Origin of the sequence: Dyadobacter luticola (assembly GCF_005860805.1) — a bacterium.
Taxonomy (GTDB): Bacteria; Bacteroidota; Bacteroidia; order Cytophagales; family Spirosomataceae; genus Dyadobacter; species Dyadobacter luticola.
In genome coordinates, this window is record NZ_VCEJ01000005.1 from 854451 (window position 1) to 867669 (window position 13219).

Genomic DNA, 13219 nt, shown 5'->3' on the forward strand with positions numbered 1-13219 from the left:
TAAAGGCCGGAAGAGCCGCCGGCCGGGGAGTAAATGGATGAACTAGAAATACTCGGCGTACACCGTAACAAGAAATTTTCACCCAATCACATTGGGAATGATGATGCTATTTTTCAACTGACCGCCCGGGAGCTTGAAAAACTGGGCTGCAAAGTGACGATTTGCTGCGAGGACGATTTTCTCGCGATGGAATCGGTACCGCAGCAGCAGATTTTTACGATGGCGCGCCAAAAACAGGTTGTAGCGAAATTGCAGGAACTGGAAAGTGCAGGAAAACAGGTGGTTAACTCTGCTTTTGGCATCGAAAACTGCTTCCGCACCAACCTGACAAATGCATTGAACCAAAACGATGTTCCGGTGGCCGACAGCTACATTGTACCGACAAGCTACCAGGGTGACGAGGTATTTAACAAAATCACCGGCAAAGGTTACTGGATCAAAAGAGGCGATTTTCACGCGATCCATAAAGAAGATGTTTCCTTCGCAAGGTCGAAACAGGAGGCGAAGGAAATTTTACGTGAATACGCCCTGCGCGACATTCCCGACGCGGTGATCTCACAGCATTTAGTGGGTGACCTGGTGAAATTTTACGGCGTCCGCGGTACCGACTTTTTCTTCTGGTTTTATCCTTATGATAACAACCACCACAAGTACGCAGACTACGAACAGATCAACGGAAGCTCGGCTTATTATGAATTCGATGCCCATAATCTGCACGAAGTTGCAACCAAAGCGGCGCGTGTGGTAGGCATAGATATTTACGGCGGCGACGCGATTGTGAGCAAAGACGGCAGTTTCCGCATCATTGATCTGAACGACTGGCCGAGCTTTGCGCCTTGCCGGGATGAGGCTTCGGTGCACATTGCACAAACGATTTATCAAAAATTCAGCGTACCAGTTCATGGATAATACGACGTCAGCATTTGAGAATTCTCTAAAATCCAATGATACCGAGGAGCAGATCGATATCTGGTTTTACCGCCCGATTGGTTACCAGATCGCGCTTTTTTGTGCGAAAGTGGGGTTGAGGCCTAATCCGGTGACCATCATCAGCATTTTCTTCGGTGTGGCGGCCGGTATCCTGTTTTATTCCCAGGATTTGTGGGTGAACGTGATCGGCATGTTGTCGCTGGTTTTTGCCAATTCACTGGATAGTGCCGACGGCCAGCTGGCGCGGATGACAAATGATAAGAGCCGTCTGGGACGTATTCTCGACGGTGCGGCGGGAGATTTCTGGTTTATCTCGATCCACATTGCGATTTGCCTCCGCAGCATGAATGAAGGTTGGAGCGCATTGATCTGGGTTCCCGGTGTGCTGGCGGGCGCTTCCCACGTAGTGCAGTCGGCGATGGCAGATTATTACCGGAATGTGCATTTGTTTTTTATTAAAGGAACCTCCGGAAGCGAGCTCGACAACAGCCGCGATTTACAGAGAGAATATGACGAGCTGAGCTGGTCGAAGAATTTCGGGATGAAGTTTGTAGCGCGTACTTATCTCAATTATACCAAGTTACAGGAGAGCTTCTCGCCCAACCTGCAAAAATTGCTGGGCGCTGTACGGCAACATTACAAGCTGGGTTTACCGGCTGATCTGGTGGCAGATTTTAGGGCGCACAACAAGCCTTTGATGAAGTATACCAACATTGTGCAGTTCAATACCCGCGTGCTTTTTCTGTTTTTATGGTTGTTTTTAGATCAATCGTGGATTTATTTCTTCTTCGATATGTTCGTACTCAACCCGATACTGATTTACATGATCGTGAACCAGGAGAAAGTGAGCAAATATTTTTACGAGAAAATCCTGAAAAAGGAAGCGAATGAATTCCAAAGCGTATAAGGCACTTTTCATGGTGATCGGCATTGTCACGCTGGGCTATATGGTCTACGAGACGGGTGTGGACGAGATCTGGGAAGACATTCAGCGTACGGGAATCTGGTTTGTGCCGGTGATTGGAAGCTGGCTGCTGATTTATGTTTTGAATGCTTTTGCCTTCCGCGCGATCATCCGCGAGCCGCAGTTGCCGGAGACGAATTTGTCTTTCTGGGCAGTTTTGCGGCTGACGATCTCGGGATATGCCATCAATTACATTACGCCTTTTGTAGCATTGGGTGGCGAACCTTACCGGATTTTGGAGCTGAAACCCGCGCTGGGAATTCAGAAAGCCACTTCTTCGGTGTTGTTATATAGCTTGATGCACATGTTTTCGCACGTGCTTTTCTGGCTGGCGTCGATCGTACTGATCGTGGCGGTGGTGCCGCTGAGTGATACCATGCTGGTGGGCTGCGGGATCATGCTGATCGTAGGGCTGGTGCTGGGTTACTGGTTTATTAATGTTTATAAAAAAGGCTTCACCGTCAGCACATTCAGGCTGCTGGAAAAAGTGCCTTTTATAAAAAACAAAGCGCGCGAGTTTGCTTTAAAGAATGCCGAAACATTGTACGAAGTCGATGAGCAGATCCGGATTTTGTACGCCGAGCGGCAGGGTGTTTTTTACTACGCACTATTCTTCGAGTTTTTCGCGCGGGTGATCGGCTGTCTTGAAATTTATTTCACGGCGCACGCCATCGGCATGGAAATGACATTGGCGCAGTCGCTGATCGTCAGTTCGGGCTCATCGCTCTTTGCAAATTTGATTTTCTTCTTCCCGATGCAGCTGGGAACGCGGGAAGGCGGTTTGGTACTGGCATTAAAAAGTATCGGCTTATCCTCCGCACCAGGCATTTTTATCGGGGTCGTGATGCGCATCCGAGAGATCGTCTGGATCATGATCGGGCTTGCGCTGATTAATAAGAAGAGCAAAACAAGAGAAAAAGAGGTTTTAGTTGTTAGTGAATAAAAAAGAATAATGATAAAAGGAATCCTCCTCGACTACGGTGGCACCATTGACACAAACGGCCTGCATTGGGCTAATGTGCTGTGGGACAGCTACCAGCGTCATCAGGTGAGTATTGATAGAGAGAGTTTTGCAAAAGCGTACACATTCGGTGAAAGAGCTTTGGCTTTGAATCCGATTATTCAGCCGCAGCATGTATTTTACGATGTGCTTTTTCTGAAAGTAGGGCAGCAGTTTCACTTTTTGAAAGAGCAGGGCTTTGAAGTAAATGATGCGGCGATTGAAGCGATTGCCCGTGATTGCAACCATTTCGCGCACACTACCGTGAAAAATGCCACGCCCGCCTTGGCGAATCTGGCGCAACAATACCCGATTGTGATGGTTTCCAATTTTTATGGAAACATTCAAAACGTACTGCGGGATTTTGGCATACTGGACTATTTCCAGGCTGTGGTCGAATCTGCTGTGGTCGGCGTCCGGAAGCCCGATCCGCAAATTTACCAGCTCGGGATTAATCTGCTTGGTTACCTGCCCGCAGAATGTGCCGTAGTGGGTGATTCTTATTCCAAAGACATTAGTCCCGCCAAACAACTTGGTTGCAAGGCAGTTTGGCTGAATGTATCTGGCTGGGAAGAAGGCACTGCGCAAAAACAGAGAGAATGGGAAGCGGATGTTGAGATTACAGATTTTACCCGGATCAACGAAGTCATAGCCGGTCTGGGCTAGTTGTCAACTTTTATCAGGACATGTGAAGTGCCGTGATAAAATTAAATTTTTAAAAACATGTACGATATATGTACCATCGGCCACATTACACTGGATAAGGTAGTGACGCCGCATTCGACCAAATACATGCCTGGCGGTACGTCTTTCTATTTTTCGAAGGCGCTCCGGCAGTTCGACCTCAACTATATGCTGGTGACCGCCCTGGCGGAAGAGGAAAGCCACATTGTTGCCGGTCTGCGTGAAGAACAAATTGAGGTTTTCTCCCAAAACAGTCCCTATACCGTTTATTTCGAGAACATTTACAGTGCCAACCAGGATTACCGGGAGCAGAATGTGCTGCACAAGGCGGCCCCTTTCACGGTAGAACAAATGCCGTCCATCGAGGCCAAAATTTTCCACCTCGGCCCGTTGCTTTCCGATGACATTTCGGTGGATTTGCTGAAATCACTGGCTTCCAAAGGAATGGTTTCACTGGATATCCAGGGTTACCTCCGCTACGTGGAAAACCAGAAAGTGTATTACACCGACTGGGCCGATAAAAAAGAAGCATTGCCCTACGTATCGATCCTGAAAGCCAATGAATTTGAAATGGAAACCGTGACAGGTACCAGCGATGTCCGCGAAGGCGCGCAGTACCTGGCGGATATGGGTGTGAAGGAAGTGATTATTACGCTAGGCAGCAAAGGCTCGCTGGTTTATAAAGACAATCATTTTTTCCAGATACCAGCTTATAAACCGGCTTCGGTGGTGGATGCGACAGGCTGCGGCGATACTTACATGGCCGGTTACCTGAGCAAAAAAGTGAGCGGCGCGGACGTGCAGGAGGCAGGAGAGTTCGGTGCTGCGATGGCAACATTGAAGATCCAGTCTTCGGGACCATTTTCGGGGAACCAGGAAATGGTGAATGAAGTATTACAGTTTGGTGAATGTGATAGAGAAATAATTGCCCAGGCAATTTATTGATAGATTTTAAATAGTTATGAAATACGTGCTTAGCATGCTGATGGCGCTTTGCCTGACGCTTGTTTCGTATTCAGGAAGCTATTCTGCGGAGAAAAAACCGGTGAATGCTGCGGCTGATCCCGACGATTTCCCGGTTCCCAAGAATATCCCCGGGCTGCTGTTTTACATCCAGCGCGACCCGAATGCGAATACGATTTGTTATCAGCTCAATGTGGACGATCAGGGTCGCCTGAAAGAAAAAGACCCCGTTCACACTTTCTGGATCCGCTATACTGACGGTGGCGAAAGAAGGGACCTCAATTATTTACAGCGCAAATTTGCCTACGGGATCAATTTCAAACCCACCGGCAATGCTGCTTACGAGCTCCGTTCAGTAGCCTACTCCAAGCTGCCGCTTTATCTCCGCCGCGACAGCAAGAACGAATACCACGTTTACGCCAACATCGATAAGAAGGAATGTGTCCTCACAAGGGTCTTCATCCGCATCGATGGAGGTACTTTCTGGTCCCCCAATGTGCTCTACATTGAATTAAAAGGGACTGACACCGCAACCGGAAAAACCGTAGTACAGAGAATAAAACCATCCTGACATGCCTAAAAAATATGTCTCCAACTCCACGGAATCTTCGAGGATGTTCAACAACCGTGTCCTTGAATCACTTTCCAAAGTACATTATAGTGTACCGCTCTTCATTTTCGTACCAGTGATTTTTTATTTTTCCTGGAAAGCCCTGGGCGTTTTGTCCTGGTACGAATTCGTCCTGACCGTGCTCGGCGGTCTTTTTATTTGGACATTCACCGAGTACTTCATGCACCGTTTTGTTTTTCATTTCAACCCGCGCGGAAAGTTCATGGAGCGTATCCATTTTATCTTCCACGGCGTGCACCACGACTATCCCAATGATGCCAAAAGGCTGGTAATGCCGCCGTCGGTAAGTATCCCGCTTTCGGCTGCTTTTTACTTTCTTTTTACGCTTTTTATGGGCGAATACCAGGTCGCGGCTTTCTTCTCGGGGTTTATGACAGGCTACCTGTTTTACGACATGAGCCACTATGCGCTGCATCATGCCCATTTTAAATCCGCTTTCTGGAAGAGATTAAAAAAACATCATATGCAACATCATTATTCAGATGCTAGCAAAGGTTACGGCGTAAGTTCGGATATTTGGGACAGGATTTTCGGTTCAAATGAAAAACGTCCTGCAAATACTGGCTCATCTTAACTCTTAAATAATGGATAATACGGGAAACAACATTAAAGACCAGGTCTTTAAAGATGAAATTACGAAGGCCTCCGACTTCAAGTTTGGGACAACAGTAGTGAAAGTCTTTGACGACATGGTTAGCAGATCGGTGCCTTTTTATGGTGAAATCCAGCGGATGCTGGGCGAAATTGCCGCCGATCACGCCAAGGAAGGATCTTCGGTTTATGATCTGGGCTGCTCCACGGGCACAACCCTCATTGAAATCGATAAGCTGATCCCCTCGGATGTCCGGTTTGTCGGTATTGACGAATCGCCCGAAATGCTGGATAAATGTGACCTGAAATTGAAGGAAGCCGGTTTTGTCCGTCCCTACGAGCTGACGGTCGCCGACTTGCAGCAGGAGGAGTTACCGATCAAAAATGCTTCCGTCGTCATTCTTTGCCTGACATTGCAGTTTGTCCGCCCGCTTTACCGCGAAAGATTACTGCGCAATATTTACAAAGGTCTGAACCCCGGCGGCGTGCTTTTGCTGGCGGAAAAAGTTTTAACAGAAAATTCTCAGTTTAACCGCGATTTCATAAAGTATTATTACGATTATAAACGTCGTAACCATTACAGCGAACTTGAAATTTCGCAGAAACGTGAGGCTTTGGAGAATGTTTTGATTCCTTACAAATTATCGGAAAACACCCTGCTGCTCAAAGAAGCGGGTTTCACAGACTGTGAAGTGTTTTTCAAGTGGTATAATTTTTCGGGAATGATAGCTTTCAAAAAATCATGATTTCAATCGGTAATTTCTTTTTCAAGTACAGGAACAATCTGTTTATTTTTCTTTATCTGCTTCTTTTTGTACCCTCGCCGCCGCTTTTTGCACCGGAGCAGTTTGGTGAGAAGTATTATTTATATCCGATCATCCTCGGTTTGCTGGTGACTTTTGCCGGTGAGATCACCAGGGGCATCACCATCGGGCTGGCTTACATTATCCGGGGGGGAAGGGACAAAAAAGTGTACGCCGAGAAGCTGGTGACGGAAGGGATTTTCAGACATTGCCGTAACCCGCTGTATGTGGGTAACATATTGATGCTGCTCGGTGTGGGAATACTCGCCAATTCGCTCATTTACGTAGGTATCGTAATGCCTTTGTTCCTGTTTATTTATCAGGCGATCGTTTTGGCCGAAGAGAATTTTCTGAGGAACAAGTTCGGTGCACAGTTTGACGCATATTGCAGCAGGGTAAACCGGTGGCTGATCAATTTCAGCGGTTTTTCGGAAACATTGAACGGAATGCACTTTAATTATAAGCGCTGGATTCTGAAAGAGTATAACACACTGCTTGTCTGGTTGATCGGGATTTTCGCATTGTTGATATTTAAATATCCCCAACTCATTCCTGATAGCAATTCAAGGATCATTTTGTTCAGTATTATTGTTGTCTTATTGGGTGCCGTTTATGGTTACGTCAGGTATTTGAAAAAATCCGGCAAAATGACCGATAGCGTAGCCTGATCCCTTTAATTCCTTTTTCTTAAAGATTATTTTTTCAGTAACCGGTTAGCAGCAACCCTGGCACGTAATTGTATAAGACGCCAGAAGCAACCATCGGGGACTTCCTGAATGTAAATACCGTATTACCATACTCAGCGACCCGACATACATAACAGGAAATCATGAACATTGTAATCATTGGAGGAGGGTTTGCAGGTGTCAATCTCGCTCTGGACCTTGCGAAACGCAAGCAATTTGAAGTTACGCTTGTAGACAAGAACAACTATAATTTTTTCCCGCCGCTGATCTATCAGGTGGCGACTGCGTTCCTGGAACCTTCCAGCATCAGCTACCCTTTCCGGAAACTGTTTTTGGGGAGAGGAAAAGTGCATTTCCGCCTGGGAGAACTTTTGAAGGTGGTTCCTGCTGAAAACAAGATCGTTCTTTCCAATGGTGAGCTGGAATATGATTTCCTGGTTTTCGCGACCGGCGCCGAAACCAACTTCTTCGGCATGGAGAATGTGAAGCGCAATGCTACGCCGATGAAAACGCTGGAAGATGCGATCGGGATGCGGAACAAGCTGCTTTCGCAAATGGAAAAAGCATCGATTATCGACGATCCGGAGGAAATTAAAAAACTGCTGACGGTGGTGGTAGCCGGCGGCGGGCCGACTGGCGTAGAGATATCGGGGATATTTGCAGAAATGCGGAATGGTATCCTGCGCAAGGAATATCCTGAGCTGGCCGGCAAAGGCAGTGAAATTTACCTCGTGGACGGCGGCGACGCCCTGCTTTCGCCCATGAGCAAAAAATCGCAGGAAGATACTTACGAGGCGCTGCGCAAGCTCGGCGTGAAAATAAAACTGAATACCCACGTCTCCGATTTTGTTGACGATAAAGTGTATTTCACCGAAGGTGATACCATCGATGCGAAAACGCTGATATGGGCAGCCGGCGTCACCGGCAAAGTTTTCGAGGGCGTGCCACCTGAATGGTACGGCCGTGGAAGAAGATTGCTGGTTGACGAGCATAATAAAGTCTCAGGATCTTACAATGTATACGCGATTGGCGATGCCTGCCTGCAGCAGACAGATAAAAACTGGCCGAACGGACACCCGCAGGTGGCGCAGGTAGCTATTCAGCAGGGTAAAAACCTGGCAGCCAATTTCGGGCGTATCGCCGAGCAGCAGCCGCTGAAAGCATTTGCCTACCACGACAAAGGTTCGATGGCGATCATCGGACGGGCCAAAGCGGTGGTGGACCTGCCGGCGCCCAAGCTGCATTTCAAAGGCGTGATAGCCTGGCTGGCGTGGCTTTTCATTCACCTGGTTTCATTAATTAACCACAGAAACCGGATGAAAACCCTGTACAACTGGATGGTCGCGTACTTTACCAAAGACCAATCGCTGCGGATGATCATTAAACCCGCCGTGAAGGAAGAAAAAGTGGAACCTGTTTAAACAGTACACAACTCACTCTACAAAAAATGGAACCGATTACTATTGACGTAACAAAAGATTATCAACCCCTCGGTCCAAAGCAAATAGACACTTCCATCTCTTTCAGGACTTTCATAGATTTTCTTGAAAAAAAGACAGACGAAGAACAAACGGTCAAGAGAGCATTTTTCGAAATGGTCCTGGCCAGGTTGAAAGCGGACCCGGATTTCAGCGCCAACATTCCCCTCCGGAACATTGGCAAATACAAAGAAGAACTCAGCCTTATTTACGGCATGCTGATGCCGCCCATCGTGGACGAACGCGATGTGTGCTGGGCAATGAGCTCACCTGTGAACCCCGTCGTTTTTTATGGTACCTCCGGATTTTATGATCTGCTGATGGATTCCAGGACGGGCGAAATCCGCTGCGACATCGCGATGGACGATGTTGAGAGCAAGAAGAAGAAAATGCAGATGCTGTATTCTTTCATTCTTGAAAGGATCTATCATTTGCCGCCGATGCACAAGCACGAAATGGTGATCACGCTGCACGACGAAAAAACCGGTCTGCCGAAATTTTACAAGCTCAACATTGATACGCGTTTCTGCGACGTAATTCCCAAAGATGCGCTGCCACAGCTGGACCTGGACGAGATCAGGGAGTCTTTCGATATAGAGGATATCATGAGACAGCTGCCGCTGACTTTGTTCAAATTCGAAGGTTTCTCGGTGATCACGCTGGCGGATGTTACTGGCGAGCATGCGGTGGAAAATATCAAAAACACCATCCTCGATCGGGCTTCTTACGATGCAGGTACTTATTTCAACCACGTGACACATTCGCTGAGCATGCTGATGGGAAGTCCCAAGTTTGAATTTGGTACGATGGCGATCCTTCGGGTGAATAATAAGCTGATTTTCAACAAAGGTACCATGCTGTACAGCAAGCTGATGAATGCGGCCACCGCGAACGGCATGGCAGAGCAGATGTACCTGAAAATGGCCGACGAATATTTGCAGGCGCCCAAACAGATGGTAATCCGGGAAATCAAACCGGAAGAGTCGCCGAAGAAGGAATTTGCAAAAATTCTTTATCAGGAAGGTGTGCGCTCCTACGCCCTCGTGCCGATTTTTTATGATAAAAAGGTAGTAGGCTTACTGGAAGTATTTTCCAAAGAAGCCAATGCGGTGACCGAGCTGGCGCTTACCAAGCTGGACGTGGCGATACCTTTGCTGGCGCAGATCTTCAAAAATTATATCGATGAGTTTAATGCAGGCGTCGATAATGTGATCCGTGAGAAGTTTACTTCTTTGCAGCCTGCGGTACAGTGGAAATTCCGGGAAACGGCCTGGCATTATATGCGGGACAAAGCCTTGCATCCACAAAGTGCTGTGATCGAGAACATTCATTTCAAGAATGTATACCCGCTTTACGGCGCAGTCGACATCCGGAATTCGACATTGGAAAGAAACATTGCTTTAAGACAAGACTTAACCCTGCAATTCAACTTATTGATAGAAACCTTTACGATCCTGAAACAAAACCTCGGATTCGGTCTGGCGGACGAGATGATCTTCAAATGCAAAAAATGGCTGGAAGAGATCGACGACGAAAGCACCGACAATGATGAAATGAAGGTCCGTGATTTTCTGGAACATGAGGCGCATCCGTTTTTGATGCATTTTAAAGAGGATAGCCTGCGGCGTTCGGGAAGTGAGGTAAATGAAGGTGAAGAGTTGCTGAGGAAGAAAATTGACAAGTATTTTGAAATAGTCGACGAAGAAAATGGCGAGGCCAATACTAACCGGAAGGCGCTGGAAACTTCGATGCAAAAGATCAATACGTCGGTGAACTTGTACCTGGATCTTTTCCGTACGGAAATCCAGCAATCTTACCCGACGTATTTCGAGAAATTCCGCACCGACGGGATCGAGTACGACATTTACATCGGGCAATCTATTGAGCCGGAGAAGAAATTTAGTGAGCTATACCTGAAAAATATCAGGTTGTGGCAACTGACTTCCATGGCGGCTATCGCCCGGATCACAAATTCGCTGCTGCCGCAAATGGAGAAGCCGCTGGAAACCACGCAGCTGATTTTCATACATTCAACCAGCATTGACATTAGTTTCCGTGACGACGAGCGCCGGTTTGATGTGGAGGGTGCGTACAACATTCGGTACCAGGTAATCAAGAAGCGCATTGACAAAGTGCATGTAAAAGGTACCGGTGAGCGGCTTACCCAACCTGGCAAAATTGCACTGGTTTACTTTAATAATAAATCTGCCGAAGAATATGTGGGTTACATCCGGTATTTACAGGAAAAAAATACTTTATTGAATGATCTGGAATTTCTGGACCTGGAAGAATTGCAGGGAGTAACCGGCTTGAAAGCCTTGCGCATCGGAGTGAACCTTCATGCGGACTGGGACTAGCCGCCTTGCCGACAGACATTCAATAAACGTTTCGCTCTATGAATTATCACCACCGGCTTGATAAGGTTAAACATCACGTTCAACATTTCTTTGGGACAAAAGCATTGTCCCAGCTGAGTTACCACAACCTGGTACATACCGAGTCGGTGGTGGCAAGCGCCGTAAAAATAGCCAATCATTACCAGCTGGATGACCGCGATACTTTTATCGTGGTCACCTCGGCGTGGTTTCATGACATTGGTTACTGCACGGGCGAAGCCACAGGCCACGAAGTACGCGGCGCCGAAATGGCAGCGGAATTTCTGCGCGAAGAAGAAATCGACGAGAGTGTGGTGGCAGAAGTGATGGGTTGTATCAAAGCGACCGTCTGGCCGCAGAACCCCCAGAGTCTTTTGCAGCAAATCGTCTGTGACGCCGACCTTTTTCATTTGGGTACGGCGGAGTTTGGCGACTGGAACAAGCTGGTGCGGAAAGAAGCAGAGCAGCGGGCTGGTCATAAGATAGATAAGTCGGAATGGCGGAAAAGCACCATTAAGCTGCTGGAAGCCCATACTTACCAGACCGATTATTGCCGGGAGCTGCTGGATAAGCAGAAAAAGAAGAACCTCGACAAGCTGAAAGAAAAGGATCAGGAAGCGGTTGCGGAGAAGGAAGAGGAGCAACATGCAGGCGAACAAGAAGAGAATTTTCTGCCCGAAATTACCGAGGGGAAAAAGTCGAAAGGTGACCGTCCGGACAAAGGGATTGAAACCATGTTCAGGATCAGTTCCAATAACCACCAGAGACTGAGCGATATGGCTGATAACAAGGCACATATCATGATCACGACCACGTCGATCATCATTTCGGTTTTACTTAGCGTACTGATCCGCCGCCTCGAAGACAATACTTATTTGATCGTGCCGACAACAATGCTGCTGACGATTTGCATGATCACGATGGTTTTCTCTATCCTCTCGACCCGGCCTACGATCCCACACGGCACATTTACCCAGGAAGACATTGATACCAAGAATGTTAACCTGCTTTTCTTCGGCAATTTTTACAGAATGTCGTATACCGATTATTTCAACGGAATGCAGCGCATGATGAACGACCGGGAGTTTCTTTATGGCAGCTTGACCAAAGACGTGTATTCGCAAGGGGTGGTTTTGGGAAGGAAATACCGGCTGCTCCGGATCGCCTATAATGTGTTCATGTTTGGCATCGTAGCATCCGTTCTCGCATTCGTTTTTGCCTCATTGATTTTTGAACATTGAGCACTCTCTACGTGAAAATTAAAATTTTACTCAACATCTTTCTGGCTATTTTTCTGCTCACGGGCTGCAATGCCACGGAGAAGAAAGACACTGTAAACCAGGAGTATGACCTGGAAAAGCCTGAGAAATTCAACATGCCCGAAAGTCTGTTCGAGATTTCGGGCATTACTTTTAACCAGGGAAAAAATGATACCGTGTATGCCATCGAAGATGAGGACGGAAAATTGTTCCGCCTGGCCTGGCATGTGATCAAGCAGTATCATACCAAGTTTTCAAAAAAAGGCGATTATGAAGACCTCTGCATTGTGCGGGACAAAGTATATGTCCTCAAAAGCAACGGGGTGATCTTTACATTCCCGCTTTCTGAGGCGGTTTTTGAGGAAGCCGAGAATGTCATCGAGCTTAAAAAATGGCTCCCGAAAGGTGAGTATGAAGGCATGTACGGCGAGGAAGCCACCGGCGATTTATATGTGCTCTGTAAAAATTGCCCCTCCGACGATTCCAAAAAAAGTGTAACCGGCTATGTGCTCAATCCCTCCGATACGACCAAAGCTGTCAGCACATTTGCGATTGATGTGGATGAGATCAAAGCGATTACCGGAAAAGTTTCACGCGGTTTTCGTCCGTCGGGAATTGCCAAAAATCCTTTGACCGGTGAGTGGTATATGATTTCGGCGGTCAACAAGCTGCTGATTGTCACGGACAAAAACTGGAAGGTAAAAAGTGCATTTACGCTCAACGGAAACCTGTTTATCCAGCCCGAAGGAATCGCATTCGACAAGGAGGGAAGCCTGTACATTTCCAGCGAGGGCGACGACCTTTTCGCCGGAAACATTCTGAAATTTAAAAGGTTACGCCGTTGATTTTGGGCTA

At 47.3% G+C, this 13219-nt stretch carries 13 protein-coding genes; all 13 read left to right on the top strand.

What is annotated here, in order from left to right:
* The first annotated feature begins 33 nt into the window (after positions 1 to 33).
* The 13 genes from FEN17_RS22685 to FEN17_RS22745 all read left to right on the top strand — a co-directional run bounded on the left by FEN17_RS22685 (position 34) and on the right by FEN17_RS22745 (position 13209).
* On the top strand, positions 34 to 909 hold the full coding sequence (locus FEN17_RS22685) for an ATP-grasp domain-containing protein (protein WP_138367661.1): 876 nt from the start codon (positions 34 to 36) through the stop codon (positions 907 to 909).
* Positions 902 to 1837 carry a CDP-alcohol phosphatidyltransferase family protein gene (locus tag FEN17_RS22690; protein ID WP_138367662.1) on the top strand — a complete coding sequence of 312 codons (936 nt, stop codon included), beginning with the start codon at positions 902 to 904 and terminating at the stop codon, positions 1835 to 1837. Before FEN17_RS22685 ends, FEN17_RS22690 begins: the two co-directional genes overlap by 8 nt.
* Positions 1818 to 2837 carry a lysylphosphatidylglycerol synthase transmembrane domain-containing protein gene (locus FEN17_RS22695; protein WP_138367663.1) on the top strand — a complete coding sequence of 340 codons (1020 nt, stop codon included), beginning with the start codon at positions 1818 to 1820 and terminating at the stop codon, positions 2835 to 2837. Before FEN17_RS22690 ends, FEN17_RS22695 begins: the two co-directional genes overlap by 20 nt.
* Positions 2838 to 2846: 9 nt before the next feature.
* Positions 2847 to 3560 (top strand): HAD family hydrolase, encoded by a 714-nt coding sequence (locus FEN17_RS22700; RefSeq protein ID WP_138367664.1) that lies wholly within the window; start codon positions 2847 to 2849, stop codon positions 3558 to 3560.
* 57 nt (positions 3561 to 3617) lie between these two features.
* Positions 3618 to 4523 carry a PfkB family carbohydrate kinase gene (locus FEN17_RS22705; protein ID WP_171037980.1) on the top strand — a complete coding sequence of 302 codons (906 nt, stop codon included), beginning with the start codon at positions 3618 to 3620 and terminating at the stop codon, positions 4521 to 4523.
* A gap of 16 nt (positions 4524 to 4539) precedes the next feature.
* The gene (locus FEN17_RS22710) at positions 4540 to 5112 is read left to right on the top strand and encodes a DUF4833 domain-containing protein (protein ID WP_138367666.1); all 573 of its coding nucleotides are present in this window, start codon (positions 4540 to 4542) and stop codon (positions 5110 to 5112) included.
* Between the two features lies 1 nt (position 5113).
* A complete protein-coding gene (locus FEN17_RS22715) occupies positions 5114 to 5746 on the top strand; it encodes a sterol desaturase family protein (RefSeq protein ID WP_138367667.1) in 633 nt (210 codons plus the stop codon).
* 10 nt (positions 5747 to 5756) lie between these two features.
* Complete coding sequence (gene cmoA / locus FEN17_RS22720) at positions 5757 to 6509, top strand: carboxy-S-adenosyl-L-methionine synthase CmoA (protein ID WP_138367668.1); 753 nt, start codon at positions 5757 to 5759, stop codon at positions 6507 to 6509.
* Positions 6506 to 7234, top strand: coding sequence for a methyltransferase family protein (locus FEN17_RS22725; RefSeq protein WP_138367669.1), 729 nt, complete (start codon positions 6506 to 6508; stop codon positions 7232 to 7234). Before cmoA ends, FEN17_RS22725 begins: the two co-directional genes overlap by 4 nt.
* Positions 7235 to 7395: 161 nt before the next feature.
* Positions 7396 to 8673 (top strand): NAD(P)/FAD-dependent oxidoreductase, encoded by a 1278-nt coding sequence (locus FEN17_RS22730; RefSeq protein ID WP_138367670.1) that lies wholly within the window; start codon positions 7396 to 7398, stop codon positions 8671 to 8673.
* A 26-nt stretch (positions 8674 to 8699) separates the two neighbouring features.
* Positions 8700 to 11087 (top strand): GAF domain-containing protein, encoded by a 2388-nt coding sequence (locus tag FEN17_RS22735; protein WP_138367671.1) that lies wholly within the window; start codon positions 8700 to 8702, stop codon positions 11085 to 11087.
* 38 nt (positions 11088 to 11125) lie between these two features.
* On the top strand, positions 11126 to 12346 hold the full coding sequence (locus FEN17_RS22740) for a Pycsar system effector family protein (RefSeq protein ID WP_138367672.1): 1221 nt from the start codon (positions 11126 to 11128) through the stop codon (positions 12344 to 12346).
* An 11-nt stretch (positions 12347 to 12357) separates the two neighbouring features.
* The gene (locus tag FEN17_RS22745; RefSeq protein WP_229208954.1) at positions 12358 to 13209 is read left to right on the top strand and encodes an SdiA-regulated domain-containing protein; all 852 of its coding nucleotides are present in this window, start codon (positions 12358 to 12360) and stop codon (positions 13207 to 13209) included.
* The last annotated feature ends 10 nt before the right edge of the window (positions 13210 to 13219 follow it).